At 69.5% G+C, this 23647-nt stretch carries 23 protein-coding genes and 2 riboswitches; of the genes, 12 read left to right on the forward strand and 11 right to left on the reverse strand.

Going from position 1 to position 23647, the window contains the following annotated elements; genetic code table 11:
• Window positions 1-74 precede the first annotated feature (74 nt).
• The 6 genes from smc to V3328_RS09700 all read left to right on the forward strand — a co-directional run bounded on the left by smc (window position 75) and on the right by V3328_RS09700 (window position 6423).
• Window positions 75-3530 (forward strand): chromosome segregation protein SMC, encoded by a 3456-nt coding sequence (gene smc, locus V3328_RS09675; RefSeq protein WP_340329434.1) that lies wholly within the window; start codon window positions 75-77, stop codon window positions 3528-3530.
• 355 nt (window positions 3531-3885) lie between these two features.
• Window positions 3886-4143, forward strand: a complete 258-nt coding sequence (locus V3328_RS09680; protein WP_340329435.1) for an AtpZ/AtpI family protein — start codon at window positions 3886-3888, stop codon at window positions 4141-4143.
• A gap of 10 nt (window positions 4144-4153) precedes the next feature.
• On the forward strand, window positions 4154-4930 hold the full coding sequence (locus V3328_RS09685; RefSeq protein WP_340329436.1) for a F0F1 ATP synthase subunit A: 777 nt from the start codon (window positions 4154-4156) through the stop codon (window positions 4928-4930).
• 62 nt (window positions 4931-4992) lie between these two features.
• Window positions 4993-5220 (forward strand): F0F1 ATP synthase subunit C, encoded by a 228-nt coding sequence (locus tag V3328_RS09690; protein ID WP_261613896.1) that lies wholly within the window; start codon window positions 4993-4995, stop codon window positions 5218-5220.
• Window positions 5221-5296: 76 nt separating this feature from the next.
• Window positions 5297-5920 carry a F0F1 ATP synthase subunit B gene (locus V3328_RS09695; RefSeq protein WP_340329437.1) on the forward strand — a complete coding sequence of 208 codons (624 nt, stop codon included), beginning with the start codon at window positions 5297-5299 and terminating at the stop codon, window positions 5918-5920.
• An 11-nt stretch (window positions 5921-5931) separates the two neighbouring features.
• Window positions 5932-6423: a F0F1 ATP synthase subunit B family protein gene (locus tag V3328_RS09700; RefSeq protein ID WP_340329438.1), complete on the forward strand. Its 492-nt coding sequence runs from the start codon at window positions 5932-5934 to the stop codon at window positions 6421-6423.
• A gap of 597 nt (window positions 6424-7020) precedes the next feature.
• Here the strand turns inward: V3328_RS09700 and pip are convergent.
• Genes pip through V3328_RS26580 form a run of 3 tightly spaced genes read right to left on the reverse strand, consistent with a single transcriptional unit; the run spans window position 7021 to window position 8634 of the window.
• A complete protein-coding gene (pip, locus tag V3328_RS09705; protein WP_340329439.1) occupies window positions 7021-7986 on the reverse strand; it encodes a prolyl aminopeptidase in 966 nt (321 codons plus the stop codon).
• Entirely contained in the window at window positions 7983-8345 is a 363-nt protein-coding gene (locus V3328_RS09710) for a helix-turn-helix domain-containing protein (protein WP_340329440.1), read from the reverse strand. Before V3328_RS09710 ends, pip begins: the two co-directional genes overlap by 4 nt.
• Window positions 8320-8634, reverse strand: coding sequence for a BrnT family toxin (locus tag V3328_RS26580; protein ID WP_422732922.1), 315 nt, complete (start codon window positions 8632-8634; stop codon window positions 8320-8322). Before V3328_RS26580 ends, V3328_RS09710 begins: the two co-directional genes overlap by 26 nt.
• 94 nt (window positions 8635-8728) lie before the next feature.
• On the opposite strand from V3328_RS26580, the gene V3328_RS09715 reads away from it, so the two are divergent.
• Window positions 8729-9904, forward strand: a complete 1176-nt coding sequence (locus tag V3328_RS09715) for a GSU2403 family nucleotidyltransferase fold protein (RefSeq protein ID WP_340329441.1) — start codon at window positions 8729-8731, stop codon at window positions 9902-9904.
• 22 nt (window positions 9905-9926) lie between these two features.
• Here the strand turns inward: V3328_RS09715 and gcvPB are convergent, their stop codons facing one another.
• The 6 genes from gcvPB to V3328_RS09745 form a co-directional block, all read right to left on the reverse strand.
• A complete protein-coding gene (gcvPB, locus tag V3328_RS09720; RefSeq protein ID WP_340329442.1) occupies window positions 9927-11519 on the reverse strand; it encodes an aminomethyl-transferring glycine dehydrogenase subunit GcvPB in 1593 nt (530 codons plus the stop codon).
• Between the two features lie 1186 nt (window positions 11520-12705).
• Window positions 12706-14049: an aminomethyl-transferring glycine dehydrogenase subunit GcvPA gene (gene gcvPA / locus V3328_RS09725; protein WP_340329443.1), complete on the reverse strand. Its 1344-nt coding sequence runs from the start codon at window positions 14047-14049 to the stop codon at window positions 12706-12708.
• Between the two features lie 12 nt (window positions 14050-14061).
• Window positions 14062-14538, reverse strand: coding sequence for an OsmC family protein (locus tag V3328_RS09730; RefSeq protein ID WP_340329444.1), 477 nt, complete (start codon window positions 14536-14538; stop codon window positions 14062-14064).
• 12 nt (window positions 14539-14550) lie between these two features.
• Window positions 14551-14925 (reverse strand): glycine cleavage system protein GcvH, encoded by a 375-nt coding sequence (gene gcvH / locus V3328_RS09735; protein WP_340329445.1) that lies wholly within the window; start codon window positions 14923-14925, stop codon window positions 14551-14553.
• A gap of 26 nt (window positions 14926-14951) precedes the next feature.
• Window positions 14952-16088 (reverse strand): glycine cleavage system aminomethyltransferase GcvT, encoded by a 1137-nt coding sequence (gene gcvT, locus V3328_RS09740; protein ID WP_340329446.1) that lies wholly within the window; start codon window positions 16086-16088, stop codon window positions 14952-14954.
• 56 nt (window positions 16089-16144) lie between these two features.
• A riboswitch (glycine riboswitch) is annotated at window positions 16145-16241 on the reverse strand.
• A 3-nt stretch (window positions 16242-16244) separates the two neighbouring features.
• Window positions 16245-16337, reverse strand: a riboswitch (glycine riboswitch).
• Between the two features lie 93 nt (window positions 16338-16430).
• A complete protein-coding gene (locus tag V3328_RS09745; protein WP_340329447.1) occupies window positions 16431-17063 on the reverse strand; it encodes a hypothetical protein in 633 nt (210 codons plus the stop codon).
• Window positions 17064-17520: 457 nt separating this feature from the next.
• On the opposite strand from V3328_RS09745, the gene ispH reads away from it, so the two are divergent.
• The 4 genes from ispH to V3328_RS09765 all read left to right on the forward strand — a co-directional run bounded on the left by ispH (window position 17521) and on the right by V3328_RS09765 (window position 21049).
• Window positions 17521-18486, forward strand: coding sequence for a 4-hydroxy-3-methylbut-2-enyl diphosphate reductase (ispH, locus tag V3328_RS09750; RefSeq protein WP_340329448.1), 966 nt, complete (start codon window positions 17521-17523; stop codon window positions 18484-18486).
• A 13-nt stretch (window positions 18487-18499) separates the two neighbouring features.
• Complete coding sequence (locus V3328_RS09755) at window positions 18500-19462, forward strand: homoserine kinase (protein ID WP_340329449.1); 963 nt, start codon at window positions 18500-18502, stop codon at window positions 19460-19462.
• On the forward strand, window positions 19462-19947 hold the full coding sequence (gene rnhA, locus V3328_RS09760) for a ribonuclease HI (RefSeq protein ID WP_340329450.1): 486 nt from the start codon (window positions 19462-19464) through the stop codon (window positions 19945-19947). Before V3328_RS09755 ends, rnhA begins: the two co-directional genes overlap by 1 nt.
• Before the next feature lie 718 nt (window positions 19948-20665).
• Window positions 20666-21049: an endonuclease domain-containing protein gene (locus V3328_RS09765; protein ID WP_340329451.1), complete on the forward strand. Its 384-nt coding sequence runs from the start codon at window positions 20666-20668 to the stop codon at window positions 21047-21049.
• A 427-nt stretch (window positions 21050-21476) separates the two neighbouring features.
• Here V3328_RS09765 and V3328_RS09770 read toward each other — a convergent pair whose 3' ends face one another.
• Both V3328_RS09770 and V3328_RS09775 read right to left on the reverse strand, forming a co-directional pair.
• Window positions 21477-21959, reverse strand: coding sequence for a peroxiredoxin (locus V3328_RS09770; RefSeq protein WP_340329452.1), 483 nt, complete (start codon window positions 21957-21959; stop codon window positions 21477-21479).
• Between the two features lie 78 nt (window positions 21960-22037).
• Window positions 22038-22901 carry a protein-disulfide reductase DsbD domain-containing protein gene (locus V3328_RS09775; RefSeq protein WP_340329453.1) on the reverse strand — a complete coding sequence of 288 codons (864 nt, stop codon included), beginning with the start codon at window positions 22899-22901 and terminating at the stop codon, window positions 22038-22040.
• A 104-nt stretch (window positions 22902-23005) separates the two neighbouring features.
• Between V3328_RS09775 and V3328_RS09780 the strand changes: the two genes are divergently transcribed.
• Window positions 23006-23626 (forward strand): YqgE/AlgH family protein, encoded by a 621-nt coding sequence (locus V3328_RS09780; protein ID WP_340329454.1) that lies wholly within the window; start codon window positions 23006-23008, stop codon window positions 23624-23626.
• Window positions 23627-23647 lie beyond the last annotated feature (21 nt).

Below are 23647 nucleotides of genomic sequence, written 5' to 3' on the forward strand. Positions count from 1 at the left end.
GCAGGATCGTCCCTGCACGAATCGACTGCGGCCGGCGTGACGTCATCGTTGCGTCCTGATCGCGGCACGCGGCCATGAAGCTCACGCGCCTGCGCATCGTCGGCTTCAAGTCGTTCGTCGATCCGTCCGAAATTCACATCGAGCCGGGCCTGACCGGGATCGTCGGCCCCAACGGCTGCGGCAAGTCCAACCTGGTGGAAGCCGTCCGCTGGGTCATGGGCGAGAGCTCGCACAAGTCGATGCGCGCGTCCGGCATGGACGACGTCATCTTCTCGGGCAGCGCCAACCGCCCGGCCCGCAACTCCGCCGAGGTCTCGCTCGTCATCGACAATTCCGAACGGCGCGCCCCCGCGCAGTTCAACGACACCGACGTGCTGGAGGTGACCCGGCGAATCGAGCGGGAAGCCGGTTCCGCCTACAAGATCAACAGTCGCGACACCCGTGCGCGCGACGTGCAGTTGCTGTTCGCCGACGCCTCGACCGGCGCCCACTCGCCGGCGATGGTCCGGCAGGGCCAGATCGGCGAGCTGATCTCGGCCAAGCCGCGCGACCGGCGCCGGATCCTCGAAGAGGCCGCCGGCATTGCCGGCCTGCACAGCCGGCGCCACGAGGCCGAGTTGAGGCTGCGGGGCGCCGAGCAGAACCTCGCCCGCCTCGAGGATGTCATCTCGCAGCTCGCCCAGCAGCTCGACGGTCTGAAGCGGCAGGCCAGGCAGGCCGCGCGCTACAAGGCGCTGTCGGCCGAGATCCGCAAGACCGAAGCGATCCTGTGGCACCTGCGGCGCAAGGCGGCGCTCGCGGCGATCGAAGAGCGTCAGGCCCAGGTCGCCGAAGCCGCCGGGCTGGTCGAGGGCCTGACACGCGCCGCCGCTGCCGCGGCGACGGCACGGACGGAAGCCGCCGCCGCGCTGCCGAAGCTCCGCGAAGCCGAGGCCGAAGCCGCCGCCCGCCTGCGCCACATGACGGTGACGCGCGAGGGAATCGACCGCGAGAAGGCTCAGATCGTCGAACGCCGTGCCGAACTTGGCCGCCGACTCGAACAGATCGGCGCCGACATCGAGCGCGAGCGCTCGACGATCGCGGCGACCGGCGAGACGCTCGCCCGGCTGAACGACGAAGAAACCGAGATCGCCGCCGAAGCCGAACGCTCGCAATCGAACGCCGAGGATCTGCAGCGCAATCTGTCGCAGGCCGAAACGACCGTGCAGGAGGCCGAAACCCGGCTTGCCGAGGTGACGTCTCTCGCCGCCGACCTCGCGGCCCGCCGGCGCCAGTTCGAGCGAATCGTCCGCGACGAGTCTGACAAGCTCACCCGTCTTGCCGACCAGCTTGCCGGAATCGAGCGCGAGAGCGCGGCCCTCGGCTCCGAGGACACCGCCCGCGCGATCGCGGAGCTGACCGAGACGGTCGCCCGCGCCCGGGCTGATGCCGAGGCGGGAGAGGCCGCCGCGACAGCCGCCGACGAGACGCTGTCCACGGCCCGCGAGGCCTTCGAGGCGACGCGCGGCCCGGCCGGCGAGGCCGAACGCGACCTGAAGGCGCTGGAGACCGAGCATCAGACGCTTGCCCGCGTGCTCGCCGTCGAGGACGGTGCGCTGTGGCCGCCGCTGATCGATTCGGTGACGGTCGAGCCCGGATTCGAGGCGGCGCTGGGCGCAGCCTTCGGCGAGGACCTCGACCATTCGTCGGAGGAAGGCGCCGCCATCCACTGGCGCGAGGTGGCGCCCGCCGCGTCCGATCCCGCCCTGCCCGACGGGGTTCGGCCGATGGCCGAGGTGGTCAGGGCGCCCGCCGTCCTGTCGCGGGCGCTGTCGCAGATCGGCCTGGTCGAGGCCGCCGACGGGCCCCGGCTGCAGCCCGAACTCCGCCCCGGCCAGCGGCTGGTGACCAGGTCCGGCGACCTGTGGCGCTGGGACGGATTCACCGCGGCCGCCGACGCGCCGACCGCGGCCGCCAAGCGCCTCGAGCAACGCAACCGCGTCGCCGAACTCGAACGCGAGATCGATACCGCCAAGGCGCGACTGGCCGAGGCGCGCGCGGCCGTCGTCGCCGCCGAATCGGCGACGAGGACCGCGACCGAGCAGGCCGCCGCCGCCCGTCAGGACTGGAAGGCGGCGCAGGCGCGCCTGGCGCAGGCGACCGAAAAGCGGGCCGCCGCAGAGCGCAAGGCAAGCCAGCAGTCGGCCCGCGTCAGCGCGCTGGCCGAGGCGAAGGTCCGGGTGACCCAGTCGATCGAGGAATCGGAAGCCGCCCGGGCGGAAGCCGCCGCCGGTCTCGACTCGCTGCAGGGCGAGGACGAGATCAATGCGCGGGTCGATGACCTGAAGCAGGAAACCGCAGCCGCCCGCAGCCGCTACGCCGAGGCGCGCTCCGCCGTGGAAACCCACGCCCGCGAGGCCGACCTGCGCAAGGCGCGGGCCGAACGCATCGCCGCCGAGCGCCGCCGCTGGAACGAGCGGTTGGCCGATGGCGACAAGCACATCAACACGCTGTCGGAGCGCGAGGCGGAGATCCGCTCCGAATGGCTGTCGCTCGAGGAGGTCCCCGCCGCGCTCGACCGCAAGCGGTCGGCGCTGTCGGCCGAGATCGAGACCGCCGAGCAGACCCGCAGCGCCGCCGCCGACGCGCTTGCGGCCGGCGAGACCCGGCTTGCCGACAGCGACCGGGTGGCCCGGGAGGCCGATGAGACCCTGTCGGGGGCCCGCGAGGCCAAGGCGCGCGAGGAAGCGACGCTGGAGGGTCTCAGGCAGCGCCTCGCCGACCTCGAGGCCTCGATCGAGGAGGCGCTCGAGCGACCCGCCGACCAGGCCCTCGCGGTGGCGGGGCTGAGCGACGACGAGGGCCTGCCCGCCGTCGAGCGGCTGGAGGCCGACCACGACCGCCTGAAGCGCGACCGCGACCGGCTCGGCAGCGTCAATCTGCGCGCCGAGGAAGAGATGCGCGAGATCGAGACGCGGCACGACGGCCTCGTTGCCGAACGAACGGATCTAGAAGGTGCGATCCAGCGCCTGCGCCAGGCGATCGGTGGCCTCAACAAGGAAGGCCGCGAACGTCTGCTGGCGGCCTTCGATGTGGTCAACGGCCACTTCCAGAGCCTCTACACCCGCCTGTTCGGCGGCGGCGCGGCGGAACTGCAGTTCACCGAATCGGACGATCCGCTGGAAGCCGGCCTGGAAATCATCGCCCGCCCGCCCGGCAAGCGGCCAACGTCGCTGACGCTCTTGTCGGGCGGCGAGCAGGCGCTGACGGCGACCGCCCTGATCTTTGCGGTGTTCCTGACCAATCCGGCGCCGATCTGCGTGCTCGACGAGGTCGACGCGCCGCTCGACGACGCCAATGTCGAGCGGTTCTGCGATCTCGTCGAGGAGATCGCCCGCACCACCCATACGCGGTTCCTGGTGATCACCCACAACCCGATTTCGATGGCGCGCATGGACCGGCTGTTCGGGGTGACGATGGCCGAACGCGGCGTAAGCCAGCTGGTCTCCGTCGACTTCGGCGGAGCGATCGAACTTCGCGAAGCCGGCTGAGCCGCGCCGGGCCGATGGCGTCGGCCACATACCGCACTGCAGCAACGCTGAGAAAATACAGCAACTTCAGTAACTTAAGGAAAAGTTACCTGTTCTTGACAGCCCTCCGGGCTCAAACTATGGTGCGCCCGGCTTTGGGGGGGCGCCCCGGGCAGTTCGATGGGGCCAGATCGCGCCGCCCAGTATGGGACCGGCGATGAGCAAGGCACCTGAGAACCGACCGGGATCCGCTGATCCAGCCGCCAGAACGGCTGATCTTGAGGATCGCCGCAAGGCCCTTGGCGTCTCGCTCGAAGGCTTGCGGAGACATCATGCTCCGCCGCCCGACAATTCGGCGCGCGGTGGCGCGCTGGGCATGGCCCTGAAGGTTGCGACCGAGTTCGTGGCCGGAATGGTCGTCGGAGGCGCGATCGGCTGGTTTCTGGACAAGTGGATCGGATCGAGCCCGCTGTTCTTCCTGGTGTTTCTGGCGCTTGGCGCGGCAGCGGGAATAACCAGCGTATACCGCACGGCCTACCGCATGAACGCGGGGGCGCAGGGCGACACGGAAATTGGGACTGCGGACCGCAACGGTCCGGCCGGCGAAGCCGGTAAGACGGAACGTCGGGACTAGGAGCGCGGGCGTGGCGACAGAGACAGGACACGGGGCCGAGGCGGCGGGTGGCGCGCATGCGTTCGACCCGATGCACCAGTTCGAGATTCAGCGCATCCTGCCGCTGAACATCGGCGGCGTCGACGTCTCCTTCACCAACTCGGCCCTCTTCATGGTGATCATCGTCATCCTGGTGACGCTGTTCACGGCGGCCTCGATGAGCGGGCGGGCCCTCGTCCCCGGCCGCATGCAGTCGATGGCGGAACTCTCCTACGAATTCGTCGCCAACATGATCCGCGAGAATGCGGGAACCGAGGGAATGAAGTTCTTTCCCTTCGTGTTCACGCTGTTCATGTTCATCCTGTTCGCCAACATGCTCGGCATGATCCCCTACGCCTTCACCGTGACGAGCCACATCATCGTCACCTTCGTGCTGGCCATGGTGGTGTTCATCGGCGTGACGATCATCGGCTTCGTCAAGCACGGCGCGGGCTTCCTCCGGCTGTTTGCACCGGCCGGCGCGCCGATGGTGCTGATGCCGCTGCTCATCGTGATCGAGGTGATTTCCTACCTGACGCGTCCGGTGAGCCTTTCGGTACGTCTGTTCGCCAACATGCTGGCCGGCCACACCATGCTGAAGGTGTTCGCCAGCTTCGTCGTGATGCTGGGCTTCATAGGCGGCTGGCTGCCGCTGGCCGCCATGGTCGCCTTCACCGGGCTCGAGTTCCTGGTGGCGTTCCTGCAGGCCTACGTCTTCGCGATCCTGACCTGCATCTATCTCAACGACGCCCTCCACATGCACCACTAGGCGCAGACGGGGACCGTCAAACCGTATCCTTCCTCAAAACAGACACTCAAGGAGTCAGACACATGGAAGCGGAAGCTGCGAAGTTCATCGGCGCCGGCATTGCCTGCATCGCCCTCGCCGGTGCCGGCCTCGGCATCGGGAACATCTTCGGCAACTACCTGTCCGCCGCGCTGCGCAACCCCTCGGCCGCACAGTCGCAGTTCCCGAACCTCCTCCTCGGCTTCGCGCTTGCCGAAGCGACCGGCCTGTTCGGCCTCGTCGTTGCGCTGATCCTGCTGTTCGTCGTGTGACGCGCCGTCTTCGTGACGGCAACTTGATCGCAAGGCATTCGCGTCCGGCTTTCGGGACGCGAAGGAGTGTGCAGAGATGAACAGCGTTACAGGCCCGGGCTTTGTCATCGCCCAGGCGACCGGTGGCCAGGACTCCACGACGCAGGAGCTCATTCGGAGCGAGGACGTCGAGATATCCGAAGCCCTCGGCGTCGAGGAGCACGGGGAAGGCGGCATGCCTCAGTTCGACTTCTCGAACTACGCGCCCCAGGTGGTCTGGCTCGTGATCACCTTCATCGCGCTCTACCTCCTGATGTCGCGGATCGCATTGCCGCGCATCGCCACGGTGATCGAGCATCGCCGTGACCGCATCGCCAGCGACCTGGACGCCGCGGCCCGCCTCAAGGAAGAGACCGACGAGGTGATCGCGGCCTACGAGGCCGAACTCGCCGAAGCCCGCGGACGGGCCCACGAGATCGCCGCCGATACGCGCGAGAAGCTCAATGCCGAGCTCGGTGCGGAGCGCGCGGAGGTCGAAGCGGGCCTGGCCGAGAAGACGGCCGAGGCCGAGAAGCGGATCGCCGAGATGAAGGCGGCGGCCCTTGCCGAAGTCGATTCGGCGGCAGCCGACGCCGCCGGCGAGATCGTCACGACGCTGACGGGGCTCAAGCCGACCAGGGCGGAGATCGACGAGGCCGTCGCATCCGCGCGGTCGTCCTAGGGGAAGAACCGATGGAACTCCTGAACGCTCCGGAAACCTGGGTTGCCGTCTCCTTCGTCGGTTTCGTCGCCCTGGTCGTCTACTTCAAGGTCCCCGGCAAGGTGACCGGCGCCCTCGACGCGCGCGCCGAGCGCATCCGCCTCGAGCTGGAAGAGGCGCAGAAGCTGCGCGAGGAGGCCCAGGGCCTGCTCGCCGAATACCAGCGCAAGCGCCGCGAGGCCGAGCAGGAGGCCGAGGAGATCGTCGCGCTGGCCAGGGAAGAGGCCGACCGGTTCAAGATCGAGGCGCGCGAGCAGATGGAAGAGCTGGTGGCGCGCCGCTCCCGGCTTGCCGAATTGAAGATCGCCCAGGCCGAGGAGCAGGCCGTCGCCGATGTCCGCGCCGCAGCCGCCGACGCGGCCGTGGCCGCAGCCGAGACGGTGCTCGCCGCCAAGGTCACCGGCAAGACCGCAAGCGACCTGGTCAAGTCGTCGATCGCGCAGGTCAAGGACCGCCTGCAGTAGGCGCGTCCGCGGAATTGCCAATTGCACGACCCCGGGCCCGCCCCGGGGTTTTTTGTTGACCGCACCATACCGGCGCGTCCCGAACTCCCGCGCACAGCCTTGGCCGCGGCGAAGGCGTGGATGGCGTGCACGAGGCCGGCCGTAAGGACCGGGCGCAGGCCTGTCGTATGGTGAGGTCGTCAATCAACCCGCAGGCTGCGTCCCGGCCTCCGCGCCGGGACAACTCGGAGGCTCAAGCATCTTCCGCAGCCGCCTTCACTTCCGGCAACTGCCCCGCTGGGCCCCGGATCAGGTCCGGGGCGTAAGCTCGTAGTAGGGCAAGATCCCCACCCCCGCCCGCAGCCTACGTCCCGGCCCCAGCGCCGGGACCCAGCGCAAAGGCCCGGCGAAGCCGCCGCATTCGGGCGCGCCGGCGCCCGTTTCGACCGATTGGCCTCAATCGGCAAGCGCCGCGCTTGGGCCTGGAGCAAGTCCGGGGCATAAGCCTGTGTCGTATGGCGAGATCGCCACCCTCGACCGGCGGCCTCAGTCCCGGCCCCAGCGCCGGGACCCAGCGCAAGAGCCTAACGGCCGCGACCCGCCGCCGGATCCGCGGCCCTATTCCGCGAACCCGTCCGTCGCCTCGATCAGGTGATGCAGGATGCCCGGTTCGGAATAGGCGTGGCCGGCGTCGCGCACCTCGATGAACCGGGCCTGCGGCCAGGCGCGGTGCAGGTCCCAGGCGGTGCGCATCGGCGTGCAGACGTCGTAGCGGCCCTGGATGATGACGCCGGGGATCCCGGCCAGCCTGCCGGCGTCGCGAATCAGCTGGCCTTCCTCCATGAAGCCCCCGTTGACGAAGTAGTGGTTCTCGATGCGCGCGAAGGCGAGCGCGTAGCGGTCGTCGCGATGCTGTTCCTTGATCTTCTCGTCGGGGAGCAGCGTCAGCGTCTGGCCCTCCCACAGGCTCCAGGCCCGCGCCGCCTCGATCTGGACGGCCTCGTCCGGATCGGTGAGCCGTCTCCGGTAGGCCGCCATCAGGTCGCCGCGCTCGGCTTCCGGGATGGCCGCCAGGTAGCCCTCCCAGAGGTCCGGGAACAGCCAGGAGGCCCCCTCCTGGTAGAACCACAGCAGTTCCTGGCGCCGCAGCGTGAAGATGCCGCGCAGGATCAGCCCGGACACGCGGTCCGGGTGCGTCTGCGCATAGGCTAGCGCCAGGCAGCTTCCCCAGGATCCGCCGAACACCAGCCACCGGTCGGCGCCGATCATCTCGCGGAACCGCTCGATGTCGGCGACCAGGTGCCAGGTCGTGTTGGCCTCGAGCCCGGCATGCGGCGTCGACCGCCCGCAGCCGCGCTGGTCGAACAGCAGCACGTTGTAGCGCTCCGGATCGAACAGCCGGCGATGGTCCGCCCCGCACCCGGCCCCCGGCCCGCCGTGCACGAACACCGCCGGAATGCCGTCCGGATTGCCGCACAGCTCCCAGTACACCGAATGCCCGTCGCCGACGTCGAGATGGCCGGTCTCGTATGGCTCGATCGGCGGGTAGAGCGTGCGGCCCTGGTGGCCGGATGCGTTCGTCATGACAGCGTCGCCAGGGCCCGATCGACGGCGTCCGTCTCCTGTTCGATGACGGCGAGATAGGCAAGCGCCGGTGCCTCGGGTTTGCGGCGCCCCTGCTCCCAGTCCCGCAAGGTGCCGATCGGGATGCGGAAGCGCTCGGCGAACTGCTCCTGGGTCAGCCCGAGCGCCTGTCGCGCTAGCCGCACACGGCGGCCGAGCACGCCACGCTCGAGTTCTTCCTCCGTGGACGGAGGGTTGTCCGGATCGGACAGTGCGTTCGCCTCGATTTCCTCGGGCGTCATCGCGTCGAGACGGGCTTTCGTCTCGGGCGAAAGCTGCACGCGCCGATTCGGATCACGCCTCATTCTTACGGTCGCCATAGATTCGCTCCTCTCGCCGGTTTGCACGTCGCACCGAAATCAGTCTCGCGACGGCCGCCCGCCATACGAACACGGCGACGAAGATCCGACCGTCGATCATTCCAATCGCCTTCCATCGCACCTCCCGGTCTTCAGGTCGCGAAACATCCCAAACGACGTGACCGGGATCGGTAAACAGATCGATTCCGTCGTCGAATGTGATGCCGTGTTTTGAGGCGTTAGAAGCAGCCTTCCTAGCATCCCACTCGAATTCCAATGGCGGACGATATGAAAGCGGCATATCCGGCATTGCCGTACATATGTTTCAGAGACAGACGAAGCGCAAGCCCTAATCCGCTACATCACGCTTCAGCTCGACAGCGACCTGACTGGTTTGGCTCTCGTTGACCGGCGATGTTCCAACACCCGTCCAGATTCCTCAACTCGACTGTTGGAATTTGCCGCTGCGGCCCTATACTGAGTTCCAACAGTTGCCTCAGAAAGCCATATCAATGGTTGAAATGATTGAATTCCAAGAGCTTAATAACGATCAGCGCCGTGAGGCAGCCAATACGGAGCAGCGATTCGTTGTGTTCACAGAGGCACGAAAACGCGCCGACGGCTATCGGGGCTCGATGGTGTTTTCCGGCACGAACGGCCACGAGTACCTTCTCAGAAGTTACTACGACCCGCGGTCGGGAGTAAGACGGCAGAAATCCCTCGGACCGCGAAGCGCCGAAACGGAACGGCTCAAGGCCGAGTACGACTCCGGCCGCGCCGCCGCAAAGGATCGGTTGGCCGCGGCTCGCGAGGCGATCGAACGTCAGGCTGCCATGAACCGGGCCCTGGGCCTCGGCCGTGTGCCGGATCCGGGTGGACGGATAATTCGTGCCCTTGATTCGGCGGGGCTCCTCGGCAACGGCATGCGGGTCGTGGGGACCAACGCGCTATACGCCTACGAGGCAGTCGCCGGTGTCCGTTTCTCCTCCGAGGTAACGACCACCGACGACATCGACATCCTGTTCGATACCCGCGCCACCCTGCGGTTCGAGGTTTCGGAAGAGATCGGCGAGCGCACCCTGATGGGCCTGCTCCGGCGTGTCGACCGATCGTTCGAGCGCACGTCACAGCCGTTCCAGGCGAGCAATCGTGACGGCTATCTGGTGGATCTCATTCGTCCGATGCGCAACCCGCCGTGGACGGATGAACGCGATTCGCTTTCCGGCACCGCAGACGATATTCAGGCCGTCGAAATCCTTGGCCTCGTCTGGCAGGAGAGCGCCCCCTCCTTCTCGGCGACCGCCATCGATGTGCGCGGCTTCCCGGTCCGGATCGTCGCGCCGGATCCGCGCGCCTTCGCGGTACACAAACTGTGGCTGTCGCAGCGGGACGACCGCAATCCCGGCAAGCGGGAACGGGACCTTGCCCAGGCGAAAGCCGTGGCACAGCTCACGGCCCAGTATCTGCGCCACCTGCCGTTTCAACCGGAGGCCCTGAAAAACTTTCCAAAGGCGATCGTCGATCGCGCCGCGCCGCTGTTCGACCACGCACCGCCGCCGGAAGATCGCTTCGACTACTGAGGCGGCCGTAGCATCCGCTCCCCTACTCCGCCGCGTCCCTCCTCGGCTCGGGCTCGGTCGGCGGCGGCGGGGTCCAGCGCAGGACGGGCTGGCGGGCGGCGCGGGTCTCGTCGAGGCGGCGGCGCGGCGAGTACCAGGGGGCGCCGGCGAAGCGGTCGGTGTCGCCGCGCCCGGCCGCCATGGCGAGGTCGCGCAGCGTCGCGATGAACAGGTCGAGGCTCGCCTTGGATTCCGATTCGGTCGGCTCGATCAGCATCGCGCCGTGCACCACCAGCGGGAAGTACATGGTCATCGGGTGATAGCCCTCGTCGATCATCGCCTTGGCGAAGTCGAGGGTCGAGACGCCCGTTCCCTCCAGGAACGTGTCGTCGAACAGCACCTCGTGCATGCAGGGCTGGTCGCCGAACGGTAGGCTCATGACGTCCTGCAGGGCGGCGCGGATGTAGTTGGCCGACAGAACCGCGTCCTCGGCCGCCTGGCGCATGCCGTCGGCGCCGTGGCTCAGCATCCACGAGGCGGCGCGCACGAACATGCCCATCTGGCCGTGGAAGGCGGTCATCCGGCCGAACGGACGGTCGTCCGGCGCCTGTCCGGCGTGCTCGACGAGATCGAAGCCGTCCGGCCCCGACACCACCCACGGCAGCGGCGCGAACGGCGCCAGCGCCTCCGACAGCACCACCGGGCCGGCGCCCGGCCCGCCGCCGCCATGCGGCGTCGAGAAGGTCTTGTGCAGGTTGATGTGCATGGCGTCGACGCCGAGGTCGCCCGGCCGCACCCGGCCGAGGATCGCGTTCAGGTTCGCCCCGTCGCAGTAGAAATAGGCGCCGGCCTCGTGCACCGCCTCGGCGATCTCGATGATGTCGCGCTCGAACAGGCCGCAGGTGTTCGGATTGGTCAGCATGATCGCCGCGACCTCGTCCGACAGCTTCTCCTTCACCGCAGCGACGTCGACGGTGCCGTCCTCGCGGGCGGGGATGGAGGCCACCTTGTAGCCGAGCAGCGCCGCCGTCGCCGGGTTGGTGCCGTGCGCGGATTCCGGCACCAGCACCAGCGAGCGCGCCTCGCCGCGCGCCTCCAGCGCCGCCTTGATTGCCATCATCCCGCACAATTCGCCGTGGGCGCCGGCCTTCGGCGACATGGCGACGGCCGGCATGCCGGTCAGTTCCTTCAGCCAGGTCGCGACGAAGTCGATGAGTTCCAGCGCGCCCTGCACGGTGGAGACCGGCTGCAGCGGATGCACGTCGCCGAAGCCCGGCAGCCGCGCCATCTTCTCGTTGAGGCGCGGATTGTGCTTCATCGTGCACGAGCCGAGCGGATAGAGCCCGGTGTCGATGGCGTAGTTCTTCTGGCTGAGCCGCACGTAGTGGCGGATCGTCTCGGGCTCGGTCATGCCCGGCAGGTGCGGCGCCTCGGTCCGCTCCAGCCCGCCCAGGTGCAGTTCGATGTCCGCCTCGCCGTCGAGATCGCCGAAGTCTATGCCGGAGACGTCCGCCCGCCCGGTCTCGTAGCTCAGCGCCTCCTCGATCATCAGCGCCCTGTTGCCGGTGAAGGTCGCGTGCGCGCTCTCCCCAGCCTCGCCCGCCGTCGTCGGGCGGCCCTGCGTGTTCATGCTCATGCGTCGCTCCGGGGGGTGTGGTGGAAGGGAAGAGGTGCTCGCCGGCAGGGATCCAGGTCATGTGGCTCTGGTCGGGGAGCGCGGCTCGCACGACCCGGACGCAAGGGCCTCGGGTTCGAACCGCCGCCTGCCGCGTAGCAAAGCTGCAAGTCCTTACCTGCCGGCTGCGCCGGCGACCCCCCTCCCCGACCCTCCCCCACAAGGGGGGAGGGGGGAACAAGCGGTTCGGCCTGCGCCCGATCGCAATCCCCGAGCCGTCCAACAAACGCGGAGTTGCCGCCCGGACTCAACGGACGCCACAAACGGCCCCCTCCCCCCTTGCGGGGGAGGGTCGGGGTGGGGGGTCGCAAGCCGCAAGCGAGCAGCACAAGCGATGCCGGCCGGCGACCCGAGGCGAAAGCAAGCCGCCCCGCCCACGCCCGATCGCAATCCCCGATCCGTCCAACAGACGCGGAAGCGCCGCTCCAACCCGGCGCACGCCACATGCGGCCCCCTCCCCCCTTGCGGGGGAGGGTCGGGGTGGGGGGTCGCGAGCCGCAGGCGAGCAGCACAAGCGATGCCGGCCGGCGACCGGCGGCGAAAGCAAGCCGCCCGGCCCGCGCCCGATCACCTTCCCCGAGCCGTCCAACAGACGCGGAAGCGCCGCCCCGCCCCAACGGACGCCACAAATGGCCCCCTCCCCCCTTGTGGGGGAGGGTCGGGGTGGGGGGCCGCGAGCCGCAGGCGAGCAGCACAAGCGATGCCGGCCGGCGACCCGAGGCGGACCCAAGCCGCCCCGCCCGCGCCCGATCACCTTCCCCGAGCCGCCCAGCGGACGCGGAGTTGCCGCCCGGACTCAACGGACGCCACAAATGGCCCCCTCCCCCCTTGCGGGGGAGGGTCGGGGTGGGGGGTCGCGAGCCGCAGGCGAGCAGAGCGAAAGATGAACATACCCGCCGGAAACGGGAGGCGGACCCAAGCCGCCCGGCCCGCGCCCGATCGCAATCGCCGAGCCGTCCATCAAACGCGGAGTTGCCGCCAGGACTCAACGCACGCCACATGCGGCCCCCTCCCCCCTTGCGGGGGAGGGTTGGGGAGGGGGGTAGGAGCGGTTCGCGCAGCGAACGAAACGCGCAGCGTTTCGAGCGACCCGCCGCGCCGGGCGGCGGGATTTCGCGGCAACCGGGGAACACCTCCGTCGCCGCCTTCATCCCAGCACCTCCTTGAGCGCCGCGACGTAGGCGGCGCGGTCCTCGTCGGTGTTGACCTCGGTGGAGGCGACGACGATCAGGTCGTCGTGGCCGTTCTCGGGGAACAGCCGGCTCGCCGGGACGCCGCCGAGCACGCCCTTCGCGGCAAGGTCCTCGACGACCGCGTGGGCGCTCCCGGGAACGCGGATGGTGAACTCGTTGAACCAGGCATGCGTCAGCAGCTCGACGCCCGGCACCTCGCCAAGCGCCTTTGCGAGCTTCACCGAACTGGCGTGGTTGATGCGCGCAAGCGTCCTCAGGCCGGCCGTGCCGAGCAGCGTCAGGTGGATCGTGAAGGCCAGCGCGCACAGGCCCGAATTGGTGCAGATGTTCGAGGTCGCCTTCTCGCGGCGGATGTGCTGCTCGCGGGTCGACAGCGTCAGCACGAAGCCGCGCCGGCCCTCCGCGTCGACCGTCTCGCCGGCGAGCCGGCCGGGCATCTGGCGGACGAACTTCGCGCGGGTCGCGAACAGGCCGACATAGGGTCCGCCGAAGTTGAGGCCGTTGCCGATCGACTGGCCCTCGCCGACGACGATGTCGGCGCCCATCGCGCCGGGCGACTCGACCAGGCCGAGCGACACCGCCTCGGTGAACACGGCGATCAGCAGGGCGCCGTGGCCGTGCGCCTTCTCGGCGATGGGCTTCAGGTCGACGAGGTTGCCGAACACGTCCGGGCTCTGCACCACCACGCAGGAGGTGTCGTCGTCGATCAGCGCCAGCACGTCGTCCTCGCCGACCGGCACCGGCGGCAGCGCCACCACCTCGTGGCCGCCCATGTGGGCGAGGTTCTCGACGACGGCGCGGTAGTGCGGATGCAGGTTGCCGGCGAGCACCGCCTTCTCGCGGCGGGTGATGCGGTGGGCCATCAGCACCGCCTCGCCGGTGCCGGTCGAGCCGTCATACATCGAGGCATTGGCGACCTCCATGCCGGTCAGTTCGGCGACCTGGGTCTGGAACTCGAACAGCACCTGCAGCGTGCCCTGGCTGATCTCGGGCTGGTAGGGCGTGTAGGAGGTCAGGAACTCCGAGCGCTGGATCAGGTGGTCGACGCTGGCCGGCACGTGGTGGCGGTAGGCGCCGGCGCCCACGAAGAACGGCACGCTGCCGGCCGCGACGTTGCGGGCGGCCATGCGCGACAGCAGGCGCTCGACCTCCATCTCGCTCCTGGCAAGCGGCAGGTCGGGCAGCTCGGCGCGCCATGCTGCCCGCGGCACGCCGGCGAACAGCTCGTCGATGCCGGGAACGCCGATGCGGGCGAGCATCGCCTCGCGGTCGGCGTCGCTCAGCGGCAGGTAGCGCATGTGACGGTCTCCTCAGGAATCGGCGGATGCGGCCACGGGTTCGACGGTGACCTCGGTGCGGACGGAATTGGCGATGAAGCAGAGGTGGTGGGCCTCCTCGTGCAGGGCCGCAAGCGTCGCGGCGTCCGGCCCCCTGCCCTCGGCGAAGACGGCGCGCGGCCGCAGCGTCACGGTGTCGACCCACCAGCGCCGCGTCTCGAGCCGCGCCATGGTGCCCTCGGCGTCGTCCTCGTAGCTCTCCACCACGAAGCCCTTCTGCTGGGCGAGATCGAGGAACCACAGCATGTGGCACGACGACAGCGATGCGACGAAGGCCTCCTCAGGGTCGACGGCGTCGTCGCGCGACAGCGGCAGCTTCACCACCTGCGGCGAGGCGGAGGCGGGTACGGTCAGTCCGTCGAGGCGCCATTCGTGGCCGCGGCTGTAGGTGCCCGCGGCGAAGTCGCCGTCGCGGCTCCAGGCCACCGTCACGCGATACAGATGCGCCACGTCGCGTCTCCCTCAGTCCAGGCCCTCGCAGAACGACTTGTAGGCGGCCGCGTCCATCAGGCTGTCGAGCTGGCCGGCATCCGACAGGCGCAGCTTGACGAACCAGCCCTTGCCCTCGGCGTCCTCGTTGACGGTCGCCGGCGCGTCGGCCAGCCCCTCGTTGACCTCGACGACCTCGCCGGCGACGGGCGCGTAGATCTCGCTTGCCGCCTTCACCGATTCGACGACGCCGGCCTCGTCGCCCTGGGCGACCGACCTGCCGACCTCGGGAAGCTCGACGAAGACCACGTCGCCGAGCTGCTGCTGGGCGTAGTCGGTGATGCCGATCGTGCCGACGTCGCCGTCGACGCTGATCCATTCGTGGTCCTTGGTGTAGCGGGTGGTCATCGGTTCATTCCCCCTGGGATGGCTGATCAACGTTTGTAGCCGTGCGGCACGAACGGCAGTTTCGCGACATGCGCGGCCTCGGCGCGGCCGCGCACGCTCAGCACCAGCTCGGTGCCGGGCGCGACGAATTCGCGCTCCACGTAGCCCATCGCGACGGGCCCGCCGACGCTCGGCCCGAAGCCGCCGCTGGTGACCTTGCCGACCGGGCTGCCGGCAACGGAAATATCGGTGCCCTCGCGGGCCGGCGCGCGCCCGTCCGGGCGGATGCCGACGCGCCGCCGCGACGGGCCGTCGGTCAGTTCGCCGCGGATCCGCTCGAAGCCGGGAAAGCCGCCCTGGTCGCGCCGGCGCTTGCCGATCGACCAGGCAAGCGAGGCCTCGACCGGCGACGTGGTCTCGTCGATGTCGTGGCCGTACAGACAGAGCCCGGCCTCGAGCCGCAGCGTGTCGCGGGCGCCGAGCCCGACCGCCTCGACCTCCGGCTCCACCGCCAGCGCGTCCCACAGGTGGGCGGCATCGGCGAGCGGCACCGAGATCTCGAAGCCGTCCTCGCCCGTGTAGCCCGACCGCGACACCTGCACGCCGAAGCCGTCGAACTTGGCGGGTATCGCCGTCATGAACGACAGCTCGGCGGCTTCCGCGCAGTGGCGCCGCATCACTTCCTCCGCCTTCGGCCCCTGCAGCGCCACCAGCGCCCGGTCCTCGACCGGCTCCAGCGACACCCCGTCCGGCAGGTTGGCCTCGATGTGGTCGTAGTCGACGTCCTTGCGGGAGGCGTTGACCACCAGGAACAGCCGCCCGTCGTCGGCGGCCGCCAGCGGCCGCGTCACCATCAGGTCGTCGATGATGCCGCCCTCGTCCGTCAGCAGCTGGGTGTAGCGGGTGGCGCCCGGATCGAGGCCTGCGATCTCGCCCGGCACCAGCCGCTCCAGCGCCGCGGCGGTGGTCGCGTGGTCGGGCCCGTCAAGCCAGGCCTGCCCCATGTGGGAGACGTCGAACAGCCCGGCGCTCTGGCGCGTCCACTTGTGCTCGGCGAGGATGCCGCCGGCATACTGGACCGGCATCGAATATCCGGCGAACGGCACCATCCTGCCGCCGGCCGCCAGGTGGCGGTTGTGCAGCGGCGTCTGGAGGAGTTCGGAGACGGCGTTGTCGACGGTCATGACGGGTCCTGCGCAAAGACGTGACTTCGGAACCGTTGCGGCTCCGCTCGCGCCCCCTCTGTCACAGGACCTGAGAGATTTGATCGCGAAACGCTCGCGACTTACCCCGTCGGTGAGCCCTCAGCGCGGTGCGCCGGTGGCTGCTTTCCAGAGTTTCATCCTCCTGCGGTCCCTTGTGCCTGAGAGTTTCCGGGGCCGGTTGCTCCTTCGGCGCCGACTTTGGAAGTCGGACTCTCCCGCAGGGTTCGACGAATGTGCCGTGATCTTAGAGACCGGCGGACCGCTGTCAACCGCGTCCGCCGGCGATGCCAGTCGCGACGCGGCGAGACAACACCGCCTCCCTCACCTCCTGCCGTTGCCGATCTCGTCGAATCCGACGTAGACCACGTAGTTGTTGACGTGGTCGTTGTCGGGGATCGTGTGGGCCATGTTCTGCTCCACCTCGACGAACTGCACGACGGTCTCGCCCGGCGCGATGACGGGCTGGGACTCGTAGAGCTGCGACCAGACGGCCTCGCCGCCGGTCCGCACGAAGGCGGCGCGGATCGGCAGGTTGATCGGGCCGTTGTTCCATTTCGGGCCGGTGATGACGCGGCCGGCGACGCCGAAGCTCATCTTCAGGTTCTTGCCGTCGAAATCGCACTCGCGGGCGACCTTGGTGATGCCGCCCTGGTAGATGACGTGGGCCGGATCGCCCTCGAAGCCGCGCTCGTAGGCGCGGAAGGTCTCGGTCCCTTCCCGGATGACCACCGGCGGGCATTTCGCCGCCACTGCCGGCGGCGGCGCGTCGGGATCGACCTTGAGCGCGTTGGGATCCTCGCCCGAACCGACCATCAGCCGGAACAGACCGACCGTCGAATCGCTGGCATCGCGGCTGGCCTGCGTGTCGCAGCCGGCCGCCGTCAGACCGAGAACGAGGAGGACTGCACCCTTGAAGGCCGGAACCCGGCCGGAAACGTCGCGGAACGACCGCATGCTGCACATACCCTTGTCTGCGCCCCCTCGACGCCGCCTGGCGGAGCGAATTCGACGTCCGAGCCCCACATGGAGCAGGTGCTCTGCCGGACATCGAATTCCGAAACTCCTTCGGATTCGATCGGTGCCGGCGATCCGCTGGGATCCCGGCATCTGCTCTGCATGCCGCTTCGGCGGCATGCGAATGTCGGACCATGACCCCTTGGTCTGGTTGCCTGCGCCGGCCGACGGCCGGCGCGGGCGCCCTTATATCAGCAGGCGAACCGATTTCCCAAGACCTCGCTTCCCGGCACCCGGCCGCGACGACCTGGCGGGTTGACGCGGCGGGGTCCAGGGACCACCTCACCTTGACAGGAACGGGGCCGGACCGGATACAGGCCCTGCCTGTCCGGATTCCCCGAAACGTTGGACTCAGGGACACCGGGCGAACCGAGGGACACTTCCCCGCATTCCGGCCATGACCGCAGCCACGAAGCCTCCGCTGAAGATCCTGCTCTGCTCGCCGCGCGGCTTCTGCGCCGGCGTCGACCGGGCCATCCAGATCGTCGATCTCGCCCTCAAGCGGTTCGGCGCGCCGGTCTACGTGCGCCACGAGATCGTCCACAACCGCTACGTCGTCGACAGCCTGAAGGCGAAGGGGGCGATCTTCGTCGACGAGCTCGCCGAAATCCCGGAGACCGACGCGCCCGTCGTGTTTTCCGCGCACGGAGTGGCCAAGTCGGTCCCGGAGGCGGCGGCGGCGCGCAACATGTTCCAGATCGACGCGACCTGCCCGCTCGTCACCAAGGTGCACCGGGAAGCCGTCATTCATCACAGGAAGGGCCGCGACATCGTGCTGATCGGCCATGCCGGCCATCCCGAGGTGATCGGCACCATGGGCCAGCTGCCCGAGGACGCGGTCGTCCTGATCGAGACGGTCGAGGACGCCCGGACGTTTTCGCCGAAGCGCCCGGGCGAGCTTGCCTACATCACCCAGACGACCCTGTCGGTCGATGACACCGCCGCCATCGTCGCGGAGCTGCGCGCCCGCTTCCCCGCCATCGTCGGGCCGCACAAGGAGGACATCTGCTACGCCACCACCAACCGGCAGGAAGCGGTGAAGGTGGTGGCGCCGCGTGCCGAGGCGACGATCGTGGTGGGCGCGCCGAACAGCTCGAACTCGCAGCGCCTCGTCGAGGTCGCCGAACGCGCCGGCTGCCCGCGAGCCGTGCTGCTGCAGCGCGCCGCCGATATCGACTGGTCCGTGTTCGGGCATATCGGATCGCTGGCCATCACCGCCGGCGCCTCGGCGCCCGAGGTTCTGGTGGAGGAGGTCATCGAGGCCTTCGCCGAACGCTACGCGATCGACGTCGAGGTCGTGTCGACCGCCGACGAGACCATCACCTTCAATCTGCCGCGGGCCCTCCGCGAAGCGGCCGAATAGGATTTTCCGGCATATGGCCGTCTACACGGAAGTGCCCGACGAGGATCTCACCCGATTCCTCGCCGAATACGACGCCGGCCGGCTGCTCTCCTTCAAGGGCATCGCCGAGGGCGTCGAGAACACCAACTACATCGTCCACACCGACCGGGGCAGCTTCATCCTGACGCTCTACGAGAAGCGGGTCGACCCGAAGGACCTGCCGTTCTTCCTCGGCCTGATGGAGCATCTCTCCGGCAAGGGCGTCACCTGCCCGCTGCCGATGCACGACAGGCAGGGTCGCAGCCTCGGCACGCTGTGCGGTCGTCCGGCGGCGCTGATGACGTTCCTGGAGGGCGTCTGGGTGCGCAGGCCCGCCGTCGGCCACTGCCGCTCGCTCGGCACCACGCTGGCGGCGATGCACAAGGCCGCGCTCGACTATCCCGGCGAACGCACCAACGCCCTGTCCGTCGAGGACTGGCGGCCGATCTTCGCGGCCGTCGCCGACCGGGCCGACACCCTGCAGGCGGGCCTCGCCGCGGAGATGGAGGCCGAGCTGACCTACCTGGAGGCCAACTGGCCGCAGGATCTGCCGCTCGGCGTCATCCACGCCGACCTGTTTCCCGACAACGTGTTCTTCCTGAACAGCCGGCTGTCGGGCCTGATCGACTTCTACTTCGCCTGCCGGGACGCGCTTGCCTACGACATCGCCGTGTGCCTCAACGCATGGTGCTTCGAACCTGACCTGTCGTTCAACGTGACCAAGGCGCGGGCCATGCTCACCGCCTACGCCGACCGGCGGCCGCTGACGACGGCCGAAGCCGCAGCCCTGCCGCTGCTCGCCCGCGGCGCCGCCATGCGGTTCTTCGTGACCCGCCTCTACGACTGGCTGAACCACCCGCCTGGCGCCTTCGTGCGTCCCAAGGATCCGCTCGAATACGCCAGGCGGATCAGGTTCCACCGCTCCGTCGGCTCGGCCGGCGAATACGGTCTCGACTGATGGCCGAGACCGCGCGCGTGCAGATCTGGACCGACGGCGCCTGCTCCGGCAATCCCGGCCCGGGCGGCTGGGGCGCCCTGCTGGTATGGGGCGATCACGAGAAGGAACTGTGTGGCGGCGAGGCGCTGACCACCAACAACCGCATGGAGCTGCTGGCGGCGATCCGCGCCCTGGAGGCGCTGAAACGCCCCACCGCCGTCGACCTCCACACCGATTCCGCCTACCTGCGCAACGGCATCATGACCTGGCTGAAGAGCTGGAAGGCCCGCGGCTGGCGCACCGCCGACAGGAAGCCGGTCAAGAACGTCGAGCTCTGGCAGGAACTCGAGGGTGTCATCGGCCGGCACGACATCGTCTGGCACTGGGTCAGGGGCCACGCCGGAGACCCCGGCAACGAACGCGCCGACGCGCTCGCCCGCCAGGGCATGGCACCCTTCAAGCCGTCCCGCCGCCCCCCCCTGTCGGCACCCCGTCCGAAAGGCTGACCCCCCGCGGCGCCTCCGACCGGCCGCCGCGCTGCCGGGGAGGCATGGCGCCGGCCGACCGCGCGCCTGCAGCGCGAGCCCCCTCCCCGACCCTCCCCCACCGGGGGGGGAGGGAGATGGAGGCCGTGTCGCAGAGCCTCCCTCTTCCCCACTTGCGCTGCGAATTGCGTCCGAACCGAGTACCGCGCAAGCCGATGGGAGTCCCACACGAGGCAGCAGGAACCGCGAATCGTGCCACAGCGCCTCCCCTCCCCCTCGTGGGGAGGGGTCGAGGGTGGGGCGCGCAGCGAGCCTGTGGCGAGCGGAGCGTGCGGCGGGCGCGCTGTTGCTCGAGCGACGGCGTCCTTCACCAAGGCCCAGCACGTGGGCATCATCGTACCGCCGAATGCCGCATTCGAAGAGCAACTCCGCAGAATCGGGCCAACGGCTGAACACCCCGCTGCCGCAGAACGCGCACCTCCGGCGCGCGCCCCCTCCCCGACCCTCCCCCACGAGGGGGGAGGGAGGAGAGGGCCGCACCGGAAAAGCTTTGTCTCCCCCTTGTGCAGCGGCGCCCCTTCGCCATGACGGTGAAGGCAGAAGAAGGCCGTGCCACAGTGCCTCCCCTCCCCCTCGTGGGGAGGGGTCGGGGGTGGGGCGCGCAGCGAGCGTCAGCGAGCGGAGCGTGGGGCCGGGCCGCATCCGCGCTATGATCCTCCCTCGACCCGCGGAGCCGCCCGTGCCGATCAGCCGCGTCACCCACAGGACCCGCCGCCGCGCCCGCGCTCTGCGGCGCGAGCCGACGGACGCCGAGCGGGCGCTGTGGCGCGCGCTCGATCCCGTGCGGCGCCGCGGCGTGCCTCTGCGGCGGCAGGCGCCGATCGGCCCGTTCATTGCCGACTTCGCCATCCTGTCGCTGAAGCTCGTCATCGAGATCGATGGCGGACAGCATGCCGACAACGCCCGCGACCGGGCGCGCGACGCCTGGCTCGCCGCGCAGGGGTTTCGTGTCGTGCGGCTATGGAACAGCGACGTCCTGTCGAACACCGACGGCTGCTGCCAGGTGATCGAGGCCGCCATCGAAGAGCAGCGGCGGATGATCGTGCCCGACCGCGACGGCTGAACCGGCCGCTGCCGCAGAACGCGCGCCTCCGGCGCGCGCCCCCTCCCCGACCCTCCCCCACGAGGGGGGAGGGAGAAGAGGGCCGCACCGGAAAGGCTTCGTCTCCTCCTTGTGCAGCGGTGCCCCTTTGCCATGACGGTGAAGGCAGAAGAAGGCCGTGCCACAGCGCCTCCCCTCCCCCTCGTGGGGAGGGGTCGGGGGTGGGGCGCGCAGCGAGCGTCAGCGAGCGGAGCGTACGGCGGTCGCGACCGATGCCGGGGCCGCCGCATGCCGGCGCCGGTGCGGCGGCCTCCGAAAGGACCGGCCGGACTGGCGCTGCCCGTTTGGCGGAATCCTGCCTAAATCGACACCGGCCGCCGGGCCCAGCCGCCGGGGCAGACCGTCGGGGCAGACCGTGGCAGACCGTCGGGGCAGACCGTCGGCCGGCTCAGATCTGCGCGAGCAGTGCGTCGGCGCTGGAGGCCTCGGCGGTGGCGCCGGTCTCCTCGACGTTGAGCACCTTGACGACGCCGTCGTCGACCAGCATCGCGTAGCGCCGCGAGCGGGTGCCCATGCCGCGCGGGGAGCCGTCGAAGGACAGGCCGGTCGCCCTGGCGAAATCGGCATTGCCGTCGGCCAGGAACTCGATCGTGCCCTCGGCCCCGGTCGATTTCGACCAGGCGTCGAGGACGAAGACGTCGTTGGTGGAGACGCAGGCGATCGCGTCGACGCCCTTGGCCTTGAACTTGTCGGCATTGGCCAGGAAGCCGGGCAGGTGAAGGTTGTTGCAGGTCGGCGTGAAGGCGCCGGGCACCGCAAACAGCACGACCTTGCGGCCGGAAAACACGTCGCCGGTGGATTTCTGCGCGGGACCGGATTCGCCCATTACCATGAAGGTGGCATCCGGCAGCTTGTCCCCAACCTTGATCATTTCCCTCTCCTCTTCGAAAACCCCGGGCACCGGCGGACGTCCGCCGCCGGCCGATCCCGGCATGGTACCCGACATGACCTAATCGAGGGCGACCCGCTGCTCAAACGAAAAGGTGGGCGACACGCCCGTGACGCGCAGTTCGGCGCCCCGGATCGCCGCTGCGTCCGGCGCGCCGTCGAGCGGCACCAGGAACAGGCCGGGCTCGGCGTCGGACCGTTCCGGGACCGGCAGGTACCATCCCTCGGGGGCCTCGACCACCGCATAGGCGTCATCCGGTTCGCCGGGCAGCTTCAGCCGCAATTCGAGCACCGGCACCTCGCCGCTGCGATCGACCGTCGCCGAGACGACGCCGCCGCGCCCGTCCGGACCGTCGACGGCCACGGGCACGCGGGCCCGGTAGAACTCGATGCCGGCCGGCCGCGCCGAGCGGCCGTCGAGCAGCCGTTCCGCCTCGGCTTCCGCCGGGACGCAGATGTCCTTGCAGACGCCGTAGGCGAGCCTGACGTCGAGGTCGACGGGCACGTCCGGGTCCTGCGGCGTGACGACCAGCGGAAACACCACCGCCTCGGTATAGCCGACGATCCAGGCATAGCCGTCCCAGTGCAGCTCCGGGGCCGGCCATTCGATTTCGACGGCGGCGAGGTTCCGCGACCCGGAGAAGTCCAGCTGCGGCGGGATGCCGGAGTCGCCGGGATCGCGCCAGTAGGTCTTCCAGCCCGGATCGAGCAGGATCTCCAGGCCCGCCAGCCGGTCGGGACCGTCGGCCAGCACGCCGCCGTCGATCAGCCGCACCCGTGCGGGATCCTGCCAGGCCTGCGCGGCGGCCGGTGCGGGCGCGGCGGCAAGGATCGACAGCGCAGCGATGGCGGCGGCAAGGGCAGGAATTCGCAACACGGGGCGCGGCACTCCGGTATGGGCTGGCGGCTCGGACCGCCTGATCATGGCCTAATCCGGTGACGCGGCGACATCAAGGCCCTTCAAGCCTGTGTGACCTCCGGCTCGCCGCGGCACTTCCAAATTCCGCCGGGAGCGCTACCATTGCCGTCATGGCGTTCAAGGAGTTCCAGGGTTTCGGCGGCGGCGGCGGACGGGGTTTTCTCGACGGCCAGGTGCTGATCGCCATGCCGACGATGGGCGATCCGCGCTTCGAGCGGAGCGTCATCTACATGTGCGCCCATTCCGACGACGGCGCCATGGGGATCATCCTCAACCAGCCCGCCGAGAACATCCGCTTCACCGACCTGCTGCGCCAACTCGACGTCATCGGCGAGGGCGACGAGATCCGCCTGCCCGCCGATGTCGGCCGGATGCGGGTCCATGTCGGCGGGCCGGTGGAGACCGGCCGCGGCTTCGTGCTGCATTCCGCCGACTGGTTCGTCGAGAACTCGACCCTGCCGATCGACGAGGGCATCTGCCTGACGGCGACACTGGACATCCTCAAGGCGATCGCCAAGGGCGACGGGCCGCAAAGCGCGCTGCTGGCGCTCGGCTACTCCGGCTGGGCGCCGGGTCAGCTGGAGAGCGAGATCCAGGCGAACGGCTGGCTGCATTGCGGCGCCGATGCGGACCTGATCTTCGGGGTGGATCTGGATTCCAAATACGACCTGGCGCTGCGCAAGCTCGGGATCGACCCCGGCCATTTCTCGCCGGACGCGGGCCGCGCCTGACGGCACACCGATGGCACACTG

The organism is Microbaculum marinum (assembly GCF_037855135.1).
Classification (GTDB): Bacteria; Pseudomonadota; Alphaproteobacteria; order Rhizobiales; family Tepidamorphaceae; genus Microbaculum; species Microbaculum marinum.